Origin of the sequence: Acinetobacter sp. AR_0276 (assembly GCF_003000705.1) — a bacterium.
In the GTDB taxonomy this organism is placed as follows: domain Bacteria; phylum Pseudomonadota; class Gammaproteobacteria; order Pseudomonadales; family Moraxellaceae; genus Acinetobacter; species Acinetobacter nosocomialis.
Genome location: NZ_PSQO01000004.1, coordinates 1,012,033 through 1,036,016, shown reverse-complemented (window position 1 = coordinate 1,036,016; position 23,984 = coordinate 1,012,033). Strand labels below are relative to the sequence as shown.

The 23,984-nt window shown below is 39.5% G+C and carries 22 protein-coding genes and 1 pseudogene; 14 read left to right on the top strand and 9 right to left on the bottom strand.

Annotation, left to right across the window (positions count from 1 at the left end):
- Positions 1–42: 42 nt before the first annotated feature.
- Positions 43–1,416, top strand: a complete 1,374-nt coding sequence (gene cysG / locus CSB87_RS05685; protein ID WP_031953226.1) for a siroheme synthase CysG — start codon at positions 43–45, stop codon at positions 1,414–1,416.
- A gap of 76 nt (positions 1,417–1,492) precedes the next feature.
- Complete coding sequence (locus CSB87_RS05680; RefSeq protein WP_002051239.1) at positions 1,493–1,966, top strand: tRNA (cytidine(34)-2'-O)-methyltransferase; 474 nt, start codon at positions 1,493–1,495, stop codon at positions 1,964–1,966.
- Between the two features lie 59 nt (positions 1,967–2,025).
- Here the strand turns inward: CSB87_RS05680 and CSB87_RS05675 are convergent, their stop codons facing one another.
- Complete coding sequence (locus CSB87_RS05675; RefSeq protein ID WP_016803845.1) at positions 2,026–2,406, bottom strand: winged helix-turn-helix transcriptional regulator; 381 nt, start codon at positions 2,404–2,406, stop codon at positions 2,026–2,028.
- Positions 2,407–2,521: 115 nt separating this feature from the next.
- On the opposite strand from CSB87_RS05675, the gene CSB87_RS05670 reads away from it, so the two are divergent.
- Entirely contained in the window at positions 2,522–3,082 is a 561-nt protein-coding gene (locus tag CSB87_RS05670; RefSeq protein ID WP_002051305.1) for a flavodoxin family protein, read from the top strand.
- 37 nt (positions 3,083–3,119) lie between these two features.
- Here CSB87_RS05670 and CSB87_RS05665 read toward each other — a convergent pair whose 3' ends face one another.
- The 6 genes from CSB87_RS05665 to rpoD form a co-directional block, all read right to left on the bottom strand.
- A complete protein-coding gene (locus CSB87_RS05665; RefSeq protein ID WP_009501482.1) occupies positions 3,120–4,505 on the bottom strand; it encodes an APC family permease in 1,386 nt (461 codons plus the stop codon).
- A 265-nt stretch (positions 4,506–4,770) separates the two neighbouring features.
- Positions 4,771–5,955 (bottom strand): iron-containing alcohol dehydrogenase, encoded by a 1,185-nt coding sequence (locus CSB87_RS05660; protein ID WP_004712246.1) that lies wholly within the window; start codon positions 5,953–5,955, stop codon positions 4,771–4,773.
- 1 nt (position 5,956) lies between these two features.
- On the bottom strand, positions 5,957–6,490 hold the full coding sequence (locus CSB87_RS05655) for a hypothetical protein (protein WP_004712248.1): 534 nt from the start codon (positions 6,488–6,490) through the stop codon (positions 5,957–5,959).
- A gap of 80 nt (positions 6,491–6,570) precedes the next feature.
- Complete coding sequence (gene lipB / locus CSB87_RS05650; RefSeq protein WP_004712250.1) at positions 6,571–7,224, bottom strand: lipoyl(octanoyl) transferase LipB; 654 nt, start codon at positions 7,222–7,224, stop codon at positions 6,571–6,573.
- A gap of 182 nt (positions 7,225–7,406) precedes the next feature.
- Positions 7,407–7,694: a YbeD family protein gene (locus CSB87_RS05645; RefSeq protein WP_002051390.1), complete on the bottom strand. Its 288-nt coding sequence runs from the start codon at positions 7,692–7,694 to the stop codon at positions 7,407–7,409.
- A 97-nt stretch (positions 7,695–7,791) separates the two neighbouring features.
- On the bottom strand, positions 7,792–9,678 hold the full coding sequence (gene rpoD / locus CSB87_RS05640) for an RNA polymerase sigma factor RpoD (protein ID WP_004712253.1): 1,887 nt from the start codon (positions 9,676–9,678) through the stop codon (positions 7,792–7,794).
- 358 nt (positions 9,679–10,036) lie between these two features.
- Here rpoD and CSB87_RS05635 point away from each other — a divergent pair, with 358 nt between their 5' ends.
- From CSB87_RS05635 to CSB87_RS05625, 3 genes are all read left to right on the top strand, one after another.
- On the top strand, positions 10,037–10,243 hold the full coding sequence (locus CSB87_RS05635; protein ID WP_000099358.1) for a PA3496 family putative envelope integrity protein: 207 nt from the start codon (positions 10,037–10,039) through the stop codon (positions 10,241–10,243).
- Positions 10,244–10,316: 73 nt separating this feature from the next.
- Entirely contained in the window at positions 10,317–10,883 is a 567-nt protein-coding gene (locus CSB87_RS05630; protein WP_106105049.1) for a YecA family protein, read from the top strand.
- A gap of 23 nt (positions 10,884–10,906) precedes the next feature.
- A protein-coding gene (locus tag CSB87_RS05625; RefSeq protein ID WP_085945698.1) for an IS3 family transposase occupies positions 10,907–12,066 on the top strand; the annotation gives its coding sequence in 2 pieces (ribosomal slippage) (positions 10,907–11,141 and positions 11,141–12,066; 1,161 coding nt in all).
- 137 nt (positions 12,067–12,203) lie between these two features.
- Here CSB87_RS05625 and CSB87_RS05620 read toward each other — a convergent pair.
- Entirely contained in the window at positions 12,204–13,136 is a 933-nt protein-coding gene (locus tag CSB87_RS05620; RefSeq protein ID WP_002051550.1) for a rhodanese-related sulfurtransferase, read from the bottom strand.
- A 111-nt stretch (positions 13,137–13,247) separates the two neighbouring features.
- Here CSB87_RS05620 and CSB87_RS05615 point away from each other — a divergent pair, with 111 nt between their 5' ends.
- Entirely contained in the window at positions 13,248–13,733 is a 486-nt protein-coding gene (locus CSB87_RS05615) for a DUF1289 domain-containing protein (protein WP_031953223.1), read from the top strand.
- A 70-nt stretch (positions 13,734–13,803) separates the two neighbouring features.
- On the opposite strand, the gene gltA is transcribed toward CSB87_RS05615, so the two are convergent.
- Positions 13,804–15,078 (bottom strand): citrate synthase, encoded by a 1,275-nt coding sequence (gene gltA / locus CSB87_RS05610; RefSeq protein WP_001287579.1) that lies wholly within the window; start codon positions 15,076–15,078, stop codon positions 13,804–13,806.
- A 953-nt stretch (positions 15,079–16,031) separates the two neighbouring features.
- Between gltA and sdhC the strand changes: the two genes are divergently transcribed.
- From sdhC to odhB, 7 genes and pseudogenes are all read left to right on the top strand, one after another.
- On the top strand, positions 16,032–16,433 hold the full coding sequence (gene sdhC / locus CSB87_RS05605; RefSeq protein WP_006580405.1) for a succinate dehydrogenase, cytochrome b556 subunit: 402 nt from the start codon (positions 16,032–16,034) through the stop codon (positions 16,431–16,433).
- Positions 16,433–16,798: a succinate dehydrogenase, hydrophobic membrane anchor protein gene (gene sdhD, locus CSB87_RS05600; protein WP_000833672.1), complete on the top strand. Its 366-nt coding sequence runs from the start codon at positions 16,433–16,435 to the stop codon at positions 16,796–16,798. Before sdhC ends, sdhD begins: the two co-directional genes overlap by 1 nt.
- 12 nt (positions 16,799–16,810) lie before the next feature.
- On the top strand, positions 16,811–18,646 hold the full coding sequence (sdhA, locus tag CSB87_RS05595) for a succinate dehydrogenase flavoprotein subunit (RefSeq protein WP_002051114.1): 1,836 nt from the start codon (positions 16,811–16,813) through the stop codon (positions 18,644–18,646).
- 14 nt (positions 18,647–18,660) lie between these two features.
- Positions 18,661–19,371 (top strand): succinate dehydrogenase iron-sulfur subunit, encoded by a 711-nt coding sequence (locus CSB87_RS05590; protein WP_002051353.1) that lies wholly within the window; start codon positions 18,661–18,663, stop codon positions 19,369–19,371.
- Positions 19,372–19,654: 283 nt separating this feature from the next.
- Positions 19,655–19,783, top strand: a pseudogene (locus CSB87_RS05585) (hypothetical protein).
- 157 nt (positions 19,784–19,940) lie between these two features.
- The gene (locus tag CSB87_RS05575; RefSeq protein WP_031953218.1) at positions 19,941–22,781 is read left to right on the top strand and encodes a 2-oxoglutarate dehydrogenase E1 component; all 2,841 of its coding nucleotides are present in this window, start codon (positions 19,941–19,943) and stop codon (positions 22,779–22,781) included.
- On the top strand, positions 22,781–23,974 hold the full coding sequence (gene odhB / locus CSB87_RS05570; protein WP_002051292.1) for a 2-oxoglutarate dehydrogenase complex dihydrolipoyllysine-residue succinyltransferase: 1,194 nt from the start codon (positions 22,781–22,783) through the stop codon (positions 23,972–23,974). Before CSB87_RS05575 ends, odhB begins: the two co-directional genes overlap by 1 nt.
- The last annotated feature ends 10 nt before the right edge of the window (positions 23,975–23,984 follow it).

Here is a 23,984-nt window from a genome sequence, read left to right as displayed (position 1 = left end):
TTTTGCTTAAACATAATCAGATGATTGATATAGAGGTTTAAGGTGGATATTTTTCCAATCTCTTTGAAGTTGCAGCAGCAACGTTGTCTGATTGTGGGCGGAGGGCATATTGCTTTACGCAAGGCAACCTTATTAGCTAAGGCGGGGGCAATAATAGATATTGTTGCTCCTGAAATTGAAGAGCAGCTTCTGCAATTAGTAACAGCAATAAGCGGTCAGCATTTTGCTGAAGTTTTCTCTGAGAAGTTTTTAAGTACACCCTATCGTTTAGTCATTGCTGCGACTAACGATCCGCAAGTCAATAAAACAGTCTTTGAGCAATGTGAAGTACGTAATTTACTTGTAAACAGTGTTGACGATATTCCACATTGCCGCTTTATGGTTCCTGCGATTATTGACCGTTCACCTTTAGTGATTTCGGTTGCTTCAAATGGGACGTCTCCTGTTTTATCTCGTCAAATCCGTACACAGTTAGAGACATCCATTCCGCATGGAATGGGGAAGTTAGCGGAATTTTCTGGAAAATGGCGAAATCAGGTTAAAGAAAAAATTTCTAATCCTGATGAACGCCGTATTTTTTGGGAAAACTTGTATGCAAGTCCCTTAAAAGAGCAGGTTTTTAACGATAATCGTGATGTTGCAGATAGCATGCTTGAACAAGCATTGCTGGAGTGGAAAGCACCTAAAGGTGAAGTTTATTTGGTGGGTGCAGGTCCAGGTGATCCTGAACTGCTTACCTTAAAAGCTTTGCGTTTAATGCAACAAGCTGATGTAGTTATTTATGATCGTTTGGTATCTCAACCCATTTTAGAATTATGCCGTCGAGACTCGACAAAAATATATGTTGGTAAAGCTCGCTCAAATCATTCTGTTCCTCAAGATGGGATCAATGCTTTACTCGTTGAATATGCTCAACAAGGAAAGCGTGTTTGTCGTTTAAAAGGCGGTGATCCGTTTATTTTTGGGCGTGGTGGCGAAGAGATCCAAGAATTGTTCCAAGCTGGTGTACCATTTCAGGTGGTTCCAGGCATTACGGCAGCGTCAGGCTGTTCAGCTTATGCTGGTATTCCGCTCACTCATCGTGACTATGCTCAGAGTGTGCGTTTTCTAACTGGTCATTTAAAAGAAGGTTCTCCTGAGCTTCCTTGGAATGAGCTAGTATATGAGAACCAGACTTTAGTTCTTTATATGGGCTTGGTGGGCTTGGAACGTATTTGTGAGCAACTGATTGCACACGGACAGCGTCCAGATATGCCAGTCGCATTAATTTCAAAGGGCACAACCCCTGAACAAAAGGTTGTGGTGGGGTCACTTGCTGATATTGCATCTAAAGTGACAGAACATCAAATTCATGCGCCGACTCTCACAATTATTGGTGAGGTCGTACGTTTGCGCGAACAGTTACAGTGGAATTAGTAGGCCAATTACTATCTACAAAAGAGAGGTAACTATTGCCTAAGCTAACCAACAAGTAATTTAAGTGAGTAATTAAGTGATTCATGTTGTTCTATACGAGCCTGAAATCCCTGCAAACACAGGGAATATTATTCGACTATGCGCGAATACAGGGGCTCAATTGCATTTGGTTAAGCCTTTAGGTTTTGAGCTTGATGATAAAAAGCTTAAACGTGCGGGGCTTGATTATCATGAATGGGCAAGAATGCAGATTTGGGACAATATTGAAGCATGCCTCGCAGACTTAAAGTCAAAAGGTGTTGAGCATGTCTTTCCTCTAACGACGAAGGGTTCTGCAACTCCGCATACAGTTGATTTGAATCGACCTGTGGCTTTACTGATGGGGCCAGAAACACGCGGCTTGCCTGAGCATGTTCGCTTGATGTTCCCTCAAGAGCAGTGGATTCGGTTACCCATGGCTGAAAACTCTAGAAGTTTGAATTTGTCTAATGCAACTGCAGTGATTGTTTACGAAGCATGGCGTCAGCAAGGTTTTAAAAATTTAGGTTAGTTTCCTAAATACAAAAAATGAGGCCCTAGGTGGCCTTATTTTTTTGATCTAATTTTATTTTAAGCTTGTTCTAGTATTTTTTCGTCATACATGATTTGTGCTGCTAAAACTTGCTCAATGTTTGTTTCAGCCCATTCTTTTAATTGGAATGCCATTGATGCGACATTCTGACCCAATGGTGTAAGTGAGTAGTCTACACGAATGGGTGAAGTGTCTTGAATTTTACGTTCGATAAAACCATCTCTTTCTAGCATTTTTAACTTTTGTGATAAGACTTTAGGTGAAATACCTTGAATGTTCTTTTTGAGTAAATTGAAATGCTGAGTTTCTTCCTCAAGAATATTTAAGATGAGTAAAACCCACTTATCTGCAATTTTTTCAAAAAATAAACGAGCAGGGCAATGTTGTTGAAAAATATTGTATTTTAGGCATTCATTCATACCATTTACCTACTTATTTTAAAAAAAATATACTAGTTACCATGTGGTAACTAATTGACACCTAGTTTCTAAAATATATCATAAAACAGAATTTAATAAAACACAGGTTTCTCCCATGTCTAATTCTAATATTGCGGTTGTATATTTCTCTGGTTATGGCCACACGAAAGTAGTTGCTGAAACTTTTGCTAATGAAATTAATGCTCAACTTATCCAGATTGATCAGGAAGGTAATATTACTGAGCAAGATTGGGAAACATTAAACAATGCAAAAGGTATTGTTTTCGGTGCTCCGACTTACATGGGTACAGCACCATGGCAGTTTAAAAAATTTGCTGATGCAACTTCAAAAGTTTGGTTTACACGTGGTTGGGAAGATAAAGTATTTGCAGGCTTTACCAACAGTGCAAGTCTAAATGGTGATAAGCAAGTTACGCTTATCCAATTACAAACTTTAGCATCACAACACGGTGGTATTTGGGTGAGCTTGGGTCTGTTACCAGCAAATACTAAAAATGCAAAACGTGAAGATGTTAATAACCTAGGTGGTTCAGTAGGTTTACTTGTTCAGTCGCCATCAGACGCAAGTGTAGATGAGATTCCAACAGGGGATTTGGAAACAGCAAAACTTTATGCAAAACGCGTACAAGGTATTGTAAATAAAATATTTGGATAATAAGTCCATAAAAAAGGCGCTTTAAGCGCCTTTTTTATTATTCATGCTCGTTGTGTTGAGGAGCATTGTATTTAAAGCCTTTGGTTTTGTAAGCAAGATAACCTACACCAACCACTGCCCAAGCCAAGCCGATTTGTAAAGCAAGCTTGTCGATCTCCAACCACATTAGGAACACGCTGGCAAAGCCAAGCGTTGGTACGATAATGTAATTAATAATATCTTTAATAGATTTGTTTTTACCATCTCTAAGCGCATAGCGCGAAATTACTGAGAAATTCACAAAACTAAAAGCAGTTAAGGCCCCGAAACTAATTAAGTTAACAATATGTTCAAGGTCTAAAAAGCCAGCAGACAATGCAACTACACCAACGATAAGAATGTTGTAAGTCGGAGTATGCAATCTTGGGCTAATATGACCAAACAACTTTTTATTGATAACCCCATCACGACCCATTACATACATTAAGCGAGATACACCAGCATGTGCTGAAATACCCGATGCCATAACTGCAACTACAGCAAAATATAAAACTAACGTTTTAAAGGCAATACTGCCAATTGCTGCAACCATCACAGGTTGTGATTCATCTAAAGGCTTAAAATAAGTATTTGGGTTACTTGGAAAATATAACTGGATAAAGTAAGTACTTATAATAAAGATGACACCAGCAAGTAATGCTGTTGAGAAAATCGCTTTTGGCAGCGTTCTTTCAGCATCCTTTGTTTCTTCGGCAAGTGAAGATAAAGCATCAAAACCTGTAAAAGAAAAACACAGTACTGTTGCACCACCAATCAAAGCACTAATAGAAGTCATATCATTCCAAAAAGGAGTGAGTGACCATAGTTCTGATTTATCTGGATTCAGCGTGCCATCAGCATATACCCCTTGAGTAAGCAAGGTATATACTTGATAAACAAAGTAAAAGATAACACCAAGTTGAATAACTACAATTGTACTGTTAAAACGAGCAACGAAACGTGCGCCGAATAAGTTAATCACAGTCATTAATGCAGTTAAGCCAATAACCCATAACCAATTATTTACTTCCGGAAACAATGCTCTTAAATAAATATCGGCCAAAATGATATTGACGAGTGGTGAAAGTAAATAGTCTAGCCAAGATGACCAACCCACCATAAAACCAACATTAGGGTGAATTGACTTTTGGGCGTAGGTATATGCCGATCCTGAAGAAGGATAGCGTTTGATCATGTGTCCATAACTGATCGACGTCAATAAAATTGCAACTAAGGCAAAAATATAAGAAGTAGGTACATGACCACCACTTCGTTCTGATACTAAACCAAAAGTATCAAATAAAGTTAATGGCTGAATATAAGCTAAACCAATAATAATAATGTGCCATAGCACAAGATTCTTTTGAAGTTTAGCTGTTGGTTTAGTCCCAGATAAGTTTGTCAACGGCGTTATCCTCATAATCGTTGATCAAGGATCAGCTTGGTGTTAAGGATCGTTTGAGACGAACGATCCCCCCTACATAAAAGATAAAGTGCGCCAATCTATCCTAAATTGATGCAAATTGTCAGTACTTTCGTGGAATTTTTAGCAAATTTTTTGCCATATTTCCAAATAAAATGATGAATAAAAATTCATAGATATAAAAAAGGTCTGATTTATTATAAAAATCAGACCTTTAAGTTTTTACTTGAGCTAGCTAAAACTTAAATTACCAAGCTTTTTGTAAGATCTCACGTATATCTTTTAAGCTTGCTTCTTTAGGGTTAAAAATAATAGAGCCATCATTTAGTGCTTTTTCTGCAACTTCATCAAGCTGTGCTTCAGTAACCTTGCCAGTTTCGCGCAAAGTACGTGGTAATTTAGTTAGACTAAATAAGCGATCACGCATCGCTAAAATTGTTGCAATTGCTCTATCTGCACGTTGATTGGCAGGAGTCTGGGCATAAATATCGGCACCTGCAAGTGGTAATAGTAACTCACTAATTTTCTGCCCATTGACTTGTTTATTATATTCAAGCACATAAGGTAGGAATAAATTCATACATAGGCCATGAGGGAGGTGGGCAACTGCACCTAAAGCATGACCTAAAGAATGTACAAGCCCTACCATTGAGTTAGAAAAAGCAATACCAGCCATAGTCGATGCTTGTGCTAGCTCTAAACGCCCTTGTGAGTCATTTGGGTTTTCCAAGACATTGAATAGATTTTCACTAATCTTTTTGATACCTGCACTTGCATAGGCATCACTGAGTGGATTTGCTGCCAAGCATGTATAGGCCTCAACACAATGGGTTAACGCATCCATACCTGTCATTGCTGTTAGGTGGGGAGGTAAAGTTAATGTCATGCGCGGATCTAAAATAGCTGCGTGTGGCATGAGATACGCAGAAGTAAATGCTAATTTAACATTTCTTTGTGTATCCGAAACTACGGCCACCATAGTTACTTCCGAACCTGTACCTGATGTAGTTGGAATAACAAAAAATGGTTTTAGTGGTTTTGGTAAGTTATGTGCGCCTGAATATTGAAGAAGGTCATCTCCACCTTCTGAAACTAAAATATTAGTTGCTTTAGAGGTATCAATAACAGAGCCTCCACCCACAGCAATAATCGCGTCACATTTATTGGTACGATAAGCTTCTGCTGCAAGGCGAACAACTTCAAGACTTGAATCAGGTGGAACATCGTCAAAGATATAAGCGATAACAGCATCAGTTGTGCTAAATGCAGCTTCAATAGGATTTAATAAGCCATTTGCACGTACACCTTTATCGGTAATGATAAGAGGACGCTTTGCACCCAAGGTCGCGAGTTCAAACGGAATATGTTCTAATGCAGCATTACCGGCAATAACTTTTACAGGACAAAAGAATTCGTAATATGGTTTAGCCATGTTATGCGCTCCGCTTGAAGTAAGACTTAGCTACTTTTAAATAAATATTTGCAGCTTCGTTGAATTTTTCTTTTAGGGTAAGTTCGGTTGGATATTGCTTGACTGCTAATGAGGCAACCAATTTAGGTAAGATAAGAATTTCCAACTTATTTAAGCAGCGAACAAAACGGATTCCTGCGGATACATCTCCATCGGCAATCATTCGATCATTTGCATATGCTTGCGCTGTACTTTCCTGAAAAGTAAAAACCAAAAAAGCATGGCTTACATGCTTAAATGTAATGGTTAAATCAGGTTTTTTTTCCGCTCTTTTTAGCAGCTCTAATTGTTTATCTTCTGTCACTCGAGCAAAAAATGCTGGTCCATTTGGGAAGACATTCATTGAAAGTACAAAGTGAACAGGAAATTTGGACACTTCCTCTTGTATTTCACTATCTACTTGACTCGCCATGACTAAGCCACGACCAACAACATCCATCATGAGCTTAACGTAGGCAAGTTGCAGAGTGGGCTTTACAGCTTTTGTCGAAATCACTTGCTATCCCTTCTTAAAATTATGCAAAAGCAAATTTAGAGTAATTACTCTAATCTATTTTTATTCCATCTCAAAATCATTTATTCAATTTTGACTTCAGGGTCATTAAAGAACCCAGAGGCCTTAATATACTCAATAAAGTCCTGACAAAGTTGCTCAAATGATGGATATGGAGTCACTAAATCTTTTATGCGGACCATTTCTAACCCTGCATAACCACAAGGGTTAATAGTTTGAAAACCAGTTAGAGCACAGTCCAAGTTTAGGGCTAAACCGTGATAACTACGTCCACGGCGAATTTTGAAACCTAAGGAACCAATTTTTCTATCATTTACATATACGCCTGGAGCATCAGGTTTTGCATATGCTTCAATATTATATTTCTTTAAAACATCAATCATAAATTGTTCAGCAAAACTAACCAATGTACGTACATTCCACTTTAGTCGATTAAGGTCAAACATAAAGTAAGCTACCAGTTGGCCTGGTCCATGCCATGTCACTTGTCCACCACGGTCAGTTTGAACGACAGGAATATTCGATGGAATTAGAATATGCTCTGGTTTTCCAGCCTGTCCTTGAGTAAGAACTTCGTGATGCTGGAGCAACCACAGCTCGTCTGCTGTGTTTTCATCACGTTGATTGGTCAGGTTCTTCATCAATTCGAATTTGCTTTGATAATCTTGTAAATCGTTCCACTGACGAATAATCAAAGTGGGTTTATCAAGGCTCATTAAACATTTTCCTGTGCGACGTACTAAACAGAAGGGCAGCTCACAACATTAAGTCATGAGAGTATGCTCTTGATGAGTTTAAAGTATTTTGCTTAAACGATTCTAAATATTTGTGATTATTTATAATAAGGTTGTTATAAATAAAAATGCCATGACATTAAAGTTGTCATGGCATTTTAAAATTAAAGTGCAGTTCTTATTTGCGGACAAGCAGCCAAGTCTGCATACAAAGCATGAACTTGTTCCAATTCATCAAAGCGTAATTGTGCGGTTAATGAATGGTATTTGCCTGTACGAGATTCTTGTACTTTTAACGTTGATTGGTCAAAGTCAGGAAAATGTTTTACTAGAATATCAACTACAGCTATACGTAATTCTTCACCCGCATCGCCAATGAGTTTAATTGGATAGTCCATTGGAAATACCCAAAGGTCTTCACGGAGTTCGCGAGATGGAGTGCGGTCTAACATAAGTAACCTCATCATGTGAAACGCCTGCATCATCGCAGGCGTTTGTAGCTCTTTCTATTAAATGGGGGCTAGTGTCGAAATTTCAAGATTTCAAAACTTAGTCATTCTCTAAGAAAGAACGCAAGTGTTCAGAACGAGAAGGGTGACGTAATTTACGTAATGCTTTCGCCTCGATTTGACGAATACGTTCACGTGTTACATCAAACTGTTTACCCACTTCTTCTAAAGTATGATCGGTTGGCATATCGATACCAAAACGCATTTTTAATACTTTAGCTTCACGTTCAGTTAAGTTTTCTAGAACTTCACGAGTCGCTTCTTTTAAGCCTTCTGAAGTCGCAGCATCAATTGGAGAAGTGATGTTCTGGTCTTCAATAAAGTCCCCAAGATGCGAATCTTCATCATCACCGATTGGAGTTTCCATTGAAATTGGTTCTTTAGCAATTTTAAGAACCTTACGAACTTTGACCTCATCCATTTCTAAACGTTCACCTAACTCTTCTGGAGTAGGTTCACGGCCCATTTCCTGTAACAATTGACGAGAGACACGGTTAATCTTGTTAATCGTTTCAATCATATGTACAGGAATACGAATTGTACGTGCTTGGTCTGCAATAGAACGGGTAATTGCCTGACGAATCCACCAAGTTGCATAAGTCGAGAATTTATAACCACGACGGTATTCAAACTTGTCTACGGCTTTCATCAAACCAATGTTCCCTTCTTGAATCAAGTCAAGGAACTGTAAACCACGGTTGGTATATTTTTTCGCAATCGAAATTACCAAACGAAGGTTAGCTTCTACCATTTCTTTTTTCGCACGACGTGCTTTGGCTTCACCAATCGCCATACGTTTAGAAATATCTTTAATTTCAGCAACGCTTAAATTAAGTTCTTTCTCAATATCTGCAATTTTTTGCTGGAATGCTAAAACATCTGGACGAACTTTTTCTAAATGAGCCTTGATTTCTGCAGGAGCTTTAGCAATTTGTTCATCTAACCAAGCTGGATTAGATTCTTGTTTAGGGAAAGATGTACGGAATTGAGTACGATCCATACGGCCACGACGCACTGCATAACGCATAATTTCACGTTCGTTGGCACGGATTTGCTCGTGAGTTCCGCGAATCATTTCTGAAATGATGTCAAATAAACGTGGAGTAAATTTAAACATCATGAATACAGTTGCTAAAGACTCAAGAGCTTCATTTGCTTCAGGGCTATTACGGCCATGTTTTTCAATCACAGCTTTAGTTTGAGCCCATGCAGCTTCTAATTCAGCAAAACGAACTTTTGCAACTTCAGGGTCTGGGCCTGAATCACCTTCAGAGTCGTCATCACCTTCAGACTCTTCTTCTTCATCGTCATCATCAAGCTTAACTTCTTTCGTTGACTTTGTAGATGATTCGTCTTCTTCCTCAAGCTCTTCAACTTCTTCTAAAACTTCAGGAATATCTTCATCAGTTTCAGGATCGAGGTAGCCAGATAAAATATCGGCAAGACGGCGTTCGCCAGTTAAAAAATCATTATATTCTTTTAATACAACTTCAACAGCATTTGGCCAGTAAGCGATTGAGTTTAGGACATCACGAATCCCTTCTTCAATACGTTTAGCAATGCTGATTTCACCTTCACGGGTTAATAGTTCTACTGTACCCATTTCACGCATGTACATACGTACAGGGTCTGTCGTACGTCCAGGCTCATTTTCAACAGATGCAAGTACGGCAGCAGCTTCTTCTTCAGCAACTTCATCAGTTGCGTCAGCTGACTCGCCGAACATGGTATCGTCAGATTCAGGTGCACGCTCGTGTACAGGAATACCAACGTCTTGAAGCATCTGGATGATGTCTTCAATCTGTTCGCTTTCAGTAATCGAGTCCGGCAGATGATCGTTAACCTCAGCGTAAGTTAAGTAACCTTGTTCTTTGCCTCGGCTAATCAGAGCCGCTACTTGAGAAGTAGGGGAATGCATATCGCTCATCTTTGCTTACTCTTTGTTGAATCTGTGGCAGTGAAAAACCGTGCATGATAGCACAATTTGCTTGAAATGTTTCGGCTTTGATCGGTGACCGTTAAATAAAAAATATCTTTGAATTCACGACTATTTTTTGAATATTGGGCTAAAATCATTTTTTTCAAGTTTAAATCATAGAAAAATTTGTAGAAATCTTCGATTATCAAAAGACTGTGCTGTTTTATAAATACACAATTTTTTGGGCGAAAAAAAGTACAAATGAGCAATTAAATGAAAAAAATATAAATAAAACTTGACAAGGAAAAGTAAGACAGATAAATAGCGGCTAGACCCATTCACATTTTTTCATTATGAGGTAGTTTTAGTGTCTTCTACAGATTTTGAACTAGATGATAACTACGGCGATGATGATGATGTCGGTTTTGATGAGTCATCAGGCAAAATCAGTGCAAAAGAATCGTTGGAAAAACGTAGATTAATTGATGATCTATTGGCACAGCGCCGTTTAGAGCGTGAGTTAAAAGATTTCGATTATGATTTAGACGATGATGATCTTGATGATGAAGACTAATCAAAACTAAATAGGGCATCGTCGGCTTAAGTGCTATGCTATCGTCAATTTCTTTTTAAAGTCAGGTAACACAATGAGTGCATTAGATTTAGACCAGTTAAGTGAATATCTAGATGGAGACCACAATGAGTATGGTCTAGACTTTGCTGCAACTCATGGTTTTTTGTGTGCAATTGCAGTAGGCCCTCAGTTTGACCGCTGGTTAGATGAATTATTCGAAGGTAACCAGAAAAAGGTTCCGGCAGAAATTATTCAGCAAATCAAGGTTTGGCTAGAGTCGATTCGTCAAGATTTAGCAAATGAAAATGGGATTGAATTTCCATTTGAAGTTGAAGAAGCTGATGTTGAATCAAGCCTAGGCGATTGGAGTGTAGGGTTTGTTGATGCAATGTTCTTAAATGAAGAGGCATGGTTTGCTCCTGAGTATGAAGAACAATTGGTTGATTTGACTTTACCGATCATGGTTTTTAGTGGAATTGATGAAGAAGATCCACAAATGGAGTCTTTCCGTCGCAATGGACAGTTAATGGATGAACTGGCAGAAGAAATTCCAGATAATTTGAATGAATTATATTTGATGTACCATACTCCTGATCCTAGCCAAAATAATGGACAGTACTTCCCTCTAAAGATAACGTAACGTTAACTTTGGAGATCCAAGAAATGGCCAAACGTTTTAGTGCTGAATTTAAACAGCAAGCAATTGATTATGCACTTTCAAACTCACACGAGCCTATAGCTGCAATCGCCCAGAAATTAGGTGTGGGTTATTCAACTTTAGACAAATGGATTCGTGAAACCAATCCAGTGGGTTCAAGCAAACGTCAACTTTCACCAGAACAACAGCGGATCTTGGAATTAGAGAAAGAAGTCAAACAGCTCAAGGAAGCCAATGACATCTTAAAAAAAGCGCATGTGTACTTTCTAACAGATCATGCCAAGAAAAGTACACGGTAATTCAAGATCTAGATATGAATGAAGTCACGGTATCTTCTGCCTGTAAATACCTAGGTGTCAGCACTTCAGGCTATTATGCCTGGCGAAAACGTCAGGCCAATACGGTAGAGAAATATAATGATTTAAAAGCCGTATATTGGCAGCATCATGCACGATTGGGTGCACCTTCATTGGTACATGACATGCATGATTTAGGTTACAGCATGAGTGAACGCACTGTTGGAAGAATGCTGAAAAATCTGGGTTTACGCAGCAGGATTGCGCGTAAATACAAGCATACGACTGATTCAAACCATCGTTTGCCTACAGCACCCAATCTGTTAGAGCGTCAATTTACAGTCATTCAGCCTAACAAGGTTTGGACAACGGATATTACCTATATCCGTACCAAGCAAGGTTGGCTGTATTTATGTGTGATGCTGGATCTATTTAGTCGTCGTATCGTGGGGTGGCAAACCAGCCATCGAATAGACCGCCAGTTGGTGTGTGATACGTTTAACTATGCAATGGCTCGTCAGGGTTATCCAACTGGTGTTATGGTTCATTCGGACCAAGGTTCACAGTACTGTAGTCGTGATTTTAGAGCGCTGTTACTGACAAATGATTGTACTCAGAGTATGTCTAGACGTGGAAACTGTTGGGATAATGCAGTGACTGAAAGCTTCTTTCATACATTGAAAGGTCATGTGGTCCATGGCAGTGTGTTTGCCACTCGAAAAGAAGCGAATGCTGTCTTGTTTGACTATATTGAGATTTATTACAATCGGGTCAGAAGACATTCTGCAAATGGCTGGTTAAGCCCTGAAGCCTTTGAGAAGAAATATTTTAAGAATTTAGAGGGATTTGTTGTCCACGATACTGTCTAGGATCATCCAAATTAATTTATTAGAAGAAATAATAAATAACGTCCTTTCTAGGGCGTTTTTTATTATTAGCACTTATTTAGAAGAAACAAAAAAAGGCATTTAGAAAACTAAATGCCTTTTGTAGTTAATTTTTAATTTTATAGGCGTTTACGCTTAGCAGCAGCAATTTGTGACTGGCGCATACGGAAACCAGCTTTTTGTTTCTCTGTCGTTTTATCGATGCAATATACGCAAGAAACACCATGTTCATAGCTTGGTAGCGCTGATTCTTCAGGAGTTAAAGGCCAGCCACAAGCATGACATTTAATGTTTGCGCCTTCTTCGACACCATGAGTTACCGCAGTACGTCCGTCAAATACGAAACATTCACCTTCCCAAAGACTTTCATCAGCTGGTGTTTCTTCTAAATATTTGAGAATACCGCCTTTTAGGTGATAAACCTCTTTAAATCCTTCTTGAAGAAGTAAAGAAGTTGATTTTTCACAACGAATACCACCAGTACAGAACATCGCAATTTTTTTGTCTTTATGCTGTTCTAATTCTTTTTTAACGTACTCAGGAAATTCGCGGAATGTTTCTGTTTTAGGGTCAATTGCACCTTTGAAAGTGCCGGCTTTGTATTCATAGTCATTACGTGTGTCGATTAAGATGACATCATCGCGTGCAATAAGCTCATTCCATTCTTTAGGATCAAGATAGTGACCAACTAAGTCACGAGGTTTTACTTCTACACCTAAAGTCACAATTTCTTTTTTAAGCTTAATTTTCATTTTACGGAAAGGTTTGTCAGAACTATGGGATTCTTTATATTCCATAGCATTGAAGCCTTCATTTAATAAAAATTGATGAATTGTATCAATTGCCTCACGGTCTCCTGCAACCGTACCATTAATTCCTTCACCTGCTACAATCAGAGTTCCGCAAAGGTTAATTGTTTTCACTAAGTCTAAAAGACGTTGTTGAAGATCGGCCGGATCTTGAACTTCTTTAAATTGATATAGTGCTGCAACAACCCAACCCGCGGTCGCTTGCTGTTCTACAGGTGCAAGCTGTTCTACAGTAGCGTTCATGGAATACTCCAAATGTATTAAGATAGAAATTTAAGGCGCGTATTTTAGCGCGAAAATTTGTAATAAGCGAGAAAACCATAAAAAGTATATGGTTTATTTAAGGAGTTTGTTTTGAGTAATGATCATCGAACGCTCTCTCTCACCCCATGTGCAGGGCGTTGTTCAACAGTTTTTGGTGATCAAGTATGTCGTGGTTGTCGCCGTTTTAACCATGAAGTAATTCAATGGAATACTTATACAGTAGAGCAGCGTTTAGCTGTCTGGAAGCGCTTAGATGATCAATTAGACCAGATTTTGGTGCCTATGTTGCCACAGGCAAATGTTCAGCATGTGGAAGGATTTATATTAAGTAAGCGTGTTCGGTTAGTGGAAGGGGCGAGTAAAGGCCGTAAACTCTATCATGCCTTAAAAATATGTGAAAAAAATAAGCATCTTGTATCTGAAAGCGGTTTAGGTATTTCAGAAGCACAAGTTAAAGAAGTGTGGACTGAATTTGAAAGACGTGTCTTGGCTTTGGCTAAAGCAAGTTATGAGCTGGCTTGGTTAAGAGCTGATGGTATTAGTCATCACTTGTTAAATATGTTTGAAGAAGAATAACTTTTAAAAAACTTATTTATAAAAAAAGCTGCCATTAGGCAGCTTTTTTACATTAATGTTCTTTCGAATATTAACGCTTGATGTCACGTTGCACTTCACCAGTGTAAAGCTGACGTGGACGACCAATTTTGTAAGGACCGCTGTGCATTTCTAACCAGTGGCTGATCCAGCCAACTGTACGTGCAAGAGCGAAGATAACAGTAAACATTTCTGTTGGGATACCAATCGCTTTAAGGATGATACCAGAGTAGAAGTCTACGTTAGGGTAAAGTTTACGTTCAACAAAGTACGGGTCGTTCAATGCAATACGTTCAAGTTCCATAGCAAGTGCTAATTGAGGATCGTTGATACCTAATGCTTCAAGAACTTCGTCACAAGTTTGCTTCATCACTTTAGCACGTGGATCGAAGTTTTTGTAAACGCGGTGACCGAAGCCCATAAGTTTAACTTCTTTGCGTTTAACTTTTTCCATGAACTCAGCAACATTTTCAACGCTACCGATTTCATCAAGCATTTTAAGAACTGCTTCGTTCGCGCCACCGTGTGCAGGTCCCCAAAGAGCAGAGATACCAGCAGAGATACACGCATATGGATTCGCACCAGTAGAACCAGCAAGACGAACTGTAGACGTAGAAGCGTTTTGTTCGTGGTCAGCATGAAGCGTGAAAATACGATCCATTGCACGCGCAAGAACAGGGTTTACTTTGTAGTCACGGTCTGCAGGAGTTGCAAACATCATGTGTAAGAAGTTTTCCGCGTAATTTAAGTCGTTACGTGGATAGATGAATGGCTGACCTACAGTATATTTGTAGCTCCAAGCAGCAAGCGTTGGAATTTTAGCAATCAAACGAATCGCAGTAATTTCGCGGTGGTTGATGTCTTCAATGTCAAGGTTGTTGTGATAGAACGCAGATAATGCGCCAACTACACCAACCATGATTGCCATAGGGTGTGCGTCACGACGGAAACCATTGAAGAAACGGCTAACTTGATCGTGAACCATAGTGTGAGCACGAACTTTCGCATCGAACTCAACTTTTTGTTCAGCGGTTGGTAACTCACCATTTAATAATAAATAACAAGTTTCAAGGTAGTCTGCTTGAGTCGCTAACTGGTCAATCGGGTAACCGCGGTGTAATAAAATACCTTTGTCACCATCGATAAATGTGATTTTAGACTCGCATGAAGCTGTCGCCATAAAACCAGGATCAAAAGTAAAGTGACCTGAGGCCAATACATCTTTAACGTCGATTACATCGGGACCTAATGTGCCACTGTAAATTGGTAATTCAATTTCTTTGCCATCAAGATGTAATACGGCTTTTTTGCCAGTTGCTTCAGACATTCAATAGATCTCCTGTCCTGGTGAATGATTATCTGACTCGAAATCCTAATTTTCTCATGTGCGAATCAGACGGTGTCAAAATTTGCTATAAGATTAGTGAGTACTGAAATTTTGTCAATTATACTTATGGATAAAAAATGACGTTCCCACAGAGAGTTAGTCATCAAGACCCGAGCAAAAAAGTCAGTAAAATCACTGCATCGGGATGGTATCATAAGTCAATTCAAGAAGAACGTGCAGAAAAAAAATGAAGCGTGAGTACAATTGTAAGCAAATTTTTAAATTAGAATTAAGAATCAGACGTGGTCATAAAATGCCAATCCGCTTAAAAAAATCATAAAACTCAGTCTGTAATTTTAAATTGCGATTCAAAAATTGCTTAATTATCACTATTTGATAATTCCAAAAGTTGTACTTTTTTTAAGTTTAATTGTTTAAAAAATAGCTTGTTGAACATCCTTAAAAATTTAAAACTCTTTTTTTGTAAAAATACTACTCACTGTTAAGAGTCAAGTAGCTCTTTATTACATTTAAGGTAAATGATGATATTGGATATTTTTAAAATAAAAATGATTAAAATTAGTATGTAACGGTAAATTTGGTTTATGATTTTGATTAGGCTTGATGAATTATTAACTTTATCTTTAGTCTAAAACTCACTTATTTTAGATAAAGCAGTAGAAAAGATATTTTTTATAAAAGATGTTGTTAAACAAGCACATGTTTTGTTTACTCTTAAATTTTGGATAGGGAAGACTACTGTTTGGCTATGTGAATGATTCTTATTTAATGAGTTTTTGCGGAAAAGGCAAAGTGGATTGTTTGTATTTTGATATTTCGCGTTTTATAATTCAGTGTCGTTTATAGGTTAGGCATGAGCTGTGCTTGCCTAACAATGCCAGCTTTCCTTGGAATTAATTCAACAAACTCCGGTCGGAGTTTCTACCTACAGGATGCCCGCTGTGAAAAGCAACAGACCTGTCAATTTGTCCATGGGTCAGGTGTTAGCGGTAAATTTACGCTCACCCGTGGCTATTGCATCAATTTTACACCGTTTATCAGGTGTCATCGTTTTCTTATTAGTACCAGTTCTCTTATGGATTCTAGATAAATCATTATCTTCACCAGAAGGATTTGACTACGTTAAAAATGTCGTTTTCGGAAATATCCTTGTACGTTTTATCGTTTGGGTATTTGTAGCCGGCTTAATTTTCCACTTTATTGCTGGGGTTAAGCATTTGCTTGCAGATCTAGGTTTTGCTGAAGAACTGCAAAGCGGTCGTATTGCAGCGACAATTTCATTGATCTTATCTGTGGTAGCCATTATCGCAGCCTTTGTATGGATTATGTTCTAATGAAAAGTGCTACAGGTTTAACAGGTTCAGGTTCTCGTGATTGGTTTATCCAGCGTGTAAGTGCTGTGGTATTGGCAGCTTATACTGTTGTTCTTTTTGGTTGGATTCTCTGCAAAGGCGGATTTGACTATCAACAATGGGCTGGCTTCATGATGACATTACCAATGAAGATTTTCTCTTTATTGGCAATTTTGTCGCTTATCGCACACGCATGGATTGGTATGTGGCAAGTTTTCACTGACTATGTCACTACTCGTCAAATGGGTCCTTCAGCGAAAGGTTTACGCCTTGTACTGACTACGGCTGTCATTATTGCAGTGTTTGTGTACGCAATCTGGGGTATCCAGATTTTCTGGGCGAATTGATAGGAAGATATCATGGGCGCGATAAACCCTAAAGAAGATTATTCAAATATTCAAAACCTCACTTTCGATGCTGTTATCGTTGGTGGTGGTGGTTCTGGTATGCGTGCATCTTACCAACTTGCTCAAGCAGGTTTGAAAGTTGCTGTACTTACTAAAGTTTTCCCAACACGTTCACATACAGTTGCTGCTCAGGGTGGTATCGGTGCGTCGTTAGGTAACATGCAAGAAGATAACTGGCATTTCCACTTTTACGATACAGTAAAAGGTTCTGACTGGTTAGGTGACCAAGACGCAATTGAATTTATGTGTCGTGAAGCACCAAAAGTTGTGTATGAACTTGAACACATGGGTATGCCGTTTGACCGTAACGCTGATGGTACAATTTACCAACGTCCGTTCGGTGGTCACTCTGCGAACTATGGTGATAAACCAGTTCCACGTGCTTGTGCTGCTGCTGACCGTACTGGTCACGCATTATTGCACACGCTTTATCAAAGCAACGTGAAAATGGGTACTCAATTCTTCGTTGAATGGATCGCTCTTGATTTGATCCGTAACGAAGCAGGTGATGTGCTTGGTGTGACTGCAATTGACCAAGAAACTGGTAATATTGCCGTATTCCAAGCAAAAGCAACATTGTTTGCAACTGGTGGTGCTGGTCGTGTTTACCGTGCATCAACAAATGCTTATATCAACACTGGTGACGGTCTTGGTATGGCTGCTCGTGCTGGCATTCCATTACAAGATATGGAATTCTGGCAATTTCACCCTACGGGTGTTGCGGGCGCAGGTGTATTGTTAACTGAAGGTTGTCGTGGTGAAGGAGCGATCCTTCGTAACAAAGACGGCGAACCGTTCATGGAACGTTATGCACCGACTTTAAAAGACTTGGCTCCACGTGACTTCGTATCACGCTCTATGGACCAGGAAATTAAAGAAGGTCGTGGTTGTGGTCCAAAAGGTGATTATATCTTACTTGATATGACTCACTTAGGTGCTGACACAATCATGAAGCGTTTACCATCTGTATTTGAGATCGGTAAAAAATTCGCAAACGTAGACATTACTAAAGAACCAATTCCAGTAGTGCCAACAATCCATTATCAAATGGGTGGTATTCCTACGAATATGCATGGTCAAGTGTGCTTACCAGAACCTGGTACAGACAACTACACTAAACCTGTAAAAGGTTTCTATGCAATTGGTGAATGTTCTTGCGTATCAGTACATGGTGCAAACCGTTTAGGTACTAACTCACTTCTTGACTTGGTTGTATTTGGTAAAGCTGCTGGTGAGCACATTATCGACTACGTAACTAAGCATCATGGTGATGAATATGCACCGCTTCCAACAAACGTATTAGAGCAAACTTTAAATCGCGTACGTAAGTTGGATGAATCAACTTCTGGTGAAAATGCACAAGAAGTTGCTGATGCAATTCGTGATATCGTTCAAGACCACGCTGGTGTGTTCCGTACTCAAGCATTGCTTGATAAAGGTGTTAAAGAGATTCTTGCTCTTGAACCGCGTGTGCGTAACATTCACTTGAAAGATAAATCTAAAGTATTTAACACTGCACGTGTTGAAGCGCTTGAAGTTGAAAACTTATATGAAGTTGCAAAAGCTACATTAATTTCAGCTGCTGCGCGTAAAGAATGTCGTGGTGCGCATACGGTAGTTGACTATGAATTACCAGCTGATCACCCAACTTATTCATACGGTCGCCGTGATGATGAGTGGATGAAACATACTTTATGGTATTCATCAGATAACCGTTTGGAATATAAGCCAGTGCGCTTCAAGCCGTTAACTGTTGATCCAATTCCACCAGCACCACGTACATTCTAATCGGGAGTATAAAGATGAGTAGAGGTACTCGTACATTCGAAATCTACCGCTATGATCCTGATAAGGATAAAGCGCCGTACATGCAAACTTTCAAACTTGAATTGACTGATAAGCACCGTATGTTGCTTGATGCATTGCTTGCTTTGAAAGTTCAAGACGAAACGTTAACATTCCGTCGCTCTTGCCGTGAAGGTATTTGTGGTTCTGATGGTGTGAACATCAATGGTAAAAATGGTTTAGCTTGCTTGCAAAACCTTAATGACCTACCAGAGAAAATCGTAATTCGTCCATTGCCAGGTTTGCCGGTTGTTAAAGATTTGGTTGTTGATATGAACCAATTCTATGATCAATATGACAAAATTCAGCCATTCTTGATCAATAACCAGCCAGCTCCGCCTAAAGAGCGTTTACAGTCTCCGGAAGAGCGTGAACACTTAAATGGTTTGTATGAGTGTATTCTTTGTGCATGTTGTTCAACTTCATGCCCATCATTCTGGTGGAACCCTGATAAATTCTTGGGTCCTTCAGCATTGTTGAATGCATACCGTTTTATTATCGATTCTCGTGATACTGCGACAGCAGATCGTTTGGCTCGTCTTGACGATCCATTCAGTTTGTTCCGCTGTAAAGGTATCATGAACTGTGTGTCAGTATGTCCTAAAGGTTTGAATCCAACAAAAGCTATCGGTCACATCCGTAATATGTTGTTAGATCAAGCGGGTTAATTCTGCACAAATAGAGAACGCACATCCTTGATGTGCGTTTTTTTTTAATTTTATAATAGACGTCTTATACTTTAGTCGTTAAAAGAGGGGTTTTTATATAAAGCACCATATATTAATAGATAAAATTGGATATGTATTTCGCCAATTTATAGATGGTATGTGTCAAAAAAATCAATCGTTCGTTAAGAACATGATACGATTTGCCACAAAGTTGTAGGTAAAAAAAGCGTATACTAGTGAAATTAAATTAAGTGGCACGATCTTAGATCAGTGCTTAATTTTTATGGTCAAAGTCATTTTAGAAAAGTTAATTGTATAGTTAATTTTTCTAAAAAGATTTGCAAAAAATTGCTCGGTTTTAATCGAGTATAAGGTGAGTGATGATGCCATTGAGGGCGTTGTGATTCATTAATTACCTATGGAGTTTTCTCTCTAGGTAGTATGACGCCCCATGGTCTTGAAGACCTGTTGGGTAAGTAGTGTCATTTTTACCAATTTGACATTATGCATCATGGGTGTGCTTAAAAGGCAGCCTGTAATATTTTTTGCAATAGGAAATGGGTCCACAAATGCAAGAAGTTGCTGACGCATTGCGTCTTGACACTGAACTTTCCGCTGATAGTGCAGCGTATATTGAAGAACTTTACGAGCAGTACCTGACTTCCCCAACCTCCGTCGCTGAGGACTGGCGCCAATATTTCGATAAATATCCAAAGGGTGACCAACCACACAGCGCTGTGCGTGAGCAATTCCTATTACTAGGACGTAATGCTAATCGTGTTCAACCTGTTGTACAAAGTACTGTAAGTACTGAGCATGAGCGTCGTCAAATTGGCGTTTTACAACTTATTGCTGCTTATCGCAATCGCGGACATCAAAAAGCTAAATTAGATCCATTAGGTCTTGCTAAGCGTGAAGATATTCCTGATTTAGATCTTTCAGCACACGGTTTAACCAAATCAGATTTAGACACAGTATTCAATACAGGCAATCTTGAGATTGGCAAGAGCGAAGCAACGCTTGCCGAAATGATTGAAGCAATGGAAGCAATCTATTGTGGTTCAATCGGTGTTGAATACATGCATATCGTGGACACAAAAGAAAAACGTTGGATTCAACAGCGTCTTGAAAGTGCCCGTGGTAAATTCAATTTCTCAAATGATCAAAAGAAAGGCTTCTTAGAGCGTTTAACTGCTGCTGAGGGGCTAGAAAAATATCTCGGTAATAAATACGTCGGTGCTAAACGCTTTGGTGTTGAAGGCGGCGAATCTTTTATTCCTATGGTAAATGAGATTATCCAGCGTGCTGGTGCTGTAGGTTGTAAAGAAGTTGTTATCGGTATGCCACACCGTGGCCGTTTGAACCTTCTTGTTAATATTATGGGTAAAAATCCGGCGGACTTGTTTGGTGAGTTCGAAGGTAAATCACTTCATAAGAAAGGTTCTGGTGACGTTAAATACCACCAAGGTTTCTCAAGTAATGTAATGACTCCAGGTGGTGAAGTTCACTTGGCATTGGCATTTAACCCATCTCACTTGGAAATTGTTGGTCCTGTAGTTGAAGGTTCTGTGCGTGCGCGTCAAGTACGTCGTAGAGACATCGGCGGTGATGACGTATTGCCAGTTATTGTTCATGGTGATGCTGCATTTGCAGGTCAAGGCGTGAACATGGAAACCTTCCAAATGTCACAAACTCGTGGCTATACAGTTGGTGGTACGGTTCATATTATTGTGAATAACCAAGTTGGTTTCACAACTTCTGATCCACGTGATGCGCGTTCTACAGAGTACTGTACAGACGTTGCTAAAATGATTCAGGCACCGATTTTCCATGTAAATGGTGATGATCCTGAAGCTGTTATCTTTGCTACTCAATTAGCACATGATTTCCGTCACGAATTCCGTAAAGATGTTGTTATCGATTTGTTCTGTTATCGCCGTCGTGGTCATAACGAAGCGGATGAGCCATCTGGTACACAACCATTGATGTATCAAGTAATTGCGAAGAAAGCAACTACTCGTACACTTTATGCTGATCAACTTGTACAAGAGAAAGTACTTGATCGTGCTGAAGCTGATCAAATGGTTGAAGATTACCGTTCTGATTTAGAAGCGGGTAATCATGTAGCAAATGCATTGATTCTTGAACCAAATACCAAAATGTTTGTTGATTGGACTCCATATTTGGGCCATGACTATACAGACGATTGGGATACTTCATTTGACTTGAACCGCCTTAAAGAATTAGGCGAGGGCATGAGCAAACTTCCTGAAGGGTTTGTAATGCAGCGTCAGGTTCAAAAAGTAATTGAAGATCGCGTGAAAATGCAAACTGGCGAAACTCCTTTAAACTGGGGTGCAGCAGAAACTTTAGCTTATGCGACTTTATTGGATGAAGACTATCTAGTTCGTATTACTGGTGAAGACGTAGGTCGTGGTACCTTCTCACACCGTCATGCGAAATTGCATAACCAAGTTGACGGTTCAACTTACATTCCTCTTTGTCATGTTAAAGAGAACCAACCACGTTTCGCGATTTACGATTCTTTGTTATCTGAAGAAGCAGTTCTTGCATTTGAATATGGTTACGCAACTACAATTCCTAAGAGCTTAATTATTTGGGAAGCACAATTTGGTGACTTCGTAAACTGTGCTCAGGTTGTGATTGATCAGTTTATTGCTTCTGGTGAGACTAAGTGGGAGCGTGTTTGTGGTTTAACGATGTTGTTACCACATGGTTTCGAAGGTCAAGGTCCAGAGCACTCTTCAGCTCGTTTAGAACGTTTCTTACAGTTATGTGCTGAAGACAACATGCAAGTGATCACTCCAACGACACCTGCACAGATTTTCCATGCATTACGTCGTCAGGCTGTACGCCCAATTCGTAAGCCATTAATCGTAATGTCACCGAAATCTTTACTTCGTCATAGACTTGCGACTTCTACTTTAGAAGAGCTAGCACATGGTTCATTCCAAACTGTAATTGACGAAATCGATCAAATTAACAAGTCAGATGTAACTCGTCTTGTACTTTGTGGCGGTAAAGTTTATTACGACTTACTCGAAAAACGTCGTGAACAAAACTTAACTAATGTTGCAATCGTACGTATCGAACAGTTGTATCCATACCCAGAGCAACGTCTTGCAGAAATCTTGGCTGCTTATCCAAATGTGAAAGAACTCGTTTGGGCACAAGAAGAGCCGAAGAACCAAGGCGCTTGGTTGTTTATCGCACCTCGTTTATATGACGATATCTTAAAATCTGGCAAACAAATCCGTATCAGTTTTGCAGGTCGTGAAGCTTCTGCTGCACCAGCTTGTGGCTCACCGTACTTGCATGCAAAACAACAAGCTCAGCTAATTAATGATGCATTGGCAATCGAAGCTGAACAATCAGGAGATTCTCAATAATGGCAACCGAAATTAAAGCACCGGTATTCCCAGAGTCTGTTGCAGATGGCACCATCGCAACTTGGCATAAAAAGGTGGGTGAACCTGTATCACGTGATGAAGTAATCTGTGATATTGAAACCGACAAAGTTGTTTTAGAAGTTGTTGCTCCTGCAGATGGTAGCTTGGTTGCAATCATTAAAGGTGAAGGCGATACAGTTCTTTCTGACGAAGTTATTGCTCAATTCGAAGCTGGTGCTGGCGCAGCTGCTGCTCCTGCAGCAGTAGAACAAGCAGTTGCTCAAACTCAAGCTGGTGCAGCTCCTGTTGTTGAGCGTACAGAAACTGTGTCTGATCAAGCTCCTGCGGTTCGTAAAGCGTTAACTGAATCTGGTATTGCTGCTTCTGACGTACAAGGTACTGGTCGTGGTGGTCGTATCACTAAAGAAGATGTTGCAAACCATCAAGCTAAACCAGCTGCTAACGTTACTCCGTTAAGCGTTGCTGTTGGCGAACGTATCGAAAAACGCGTTCCAATGACTCGTTTACGTAAACGTGTTGCTGAGCGTCTTCTTGCAGCTACTCAAGAAACTGCAATGTTAACTACATTTAACGAAGTTAACATGAAGCCAATCATGGAATTGCGTAAGCAATATAAAGATGCTTTCGAAAAACGTCATGGTGCTCGTTTAGGCTTCATGTCATTCTTCGTTAAAGCAGCAACTGAAGCGCTTAAACGTTACCCAGCTGTAAATGCTTCAATTGATGGCGACGATATCGTTTATCACGGTTACTATGACATCGGTGTTGCAGTATCTTCTGATCGTGGTCTTGTTGTACCAGTATTACGTGATACGGACCGTATGAGCTACGCAGAAGTTGAAGCAGGTATTGCTGCTTATGCTGCTAAAGCACGTGATGGTAAATTATCTATCGAAGAAATGACTGGTGGTACTTTCACTATCACTAACGGTGGTACTTTCGGTTCATTGCTTTCAACTCCTATTTTGAACCAGCCGCAAACTGGTATCTTGGGTATGCACAAAATCCAAGAGCGTCCTATGGCGGTAAATGGTCAAGTTGAAATCTTGCCAATGATGTACTTAGCGCTTTCTTACGACCACCGTATGATCGATGGTAAAGAAGCTGTAGGTTTCTTAGTAGCAATCAAAGAATTGTTAGAAGAGCCAGCTAAACTCATCCTTGATCTTTAATTTCTTCGAA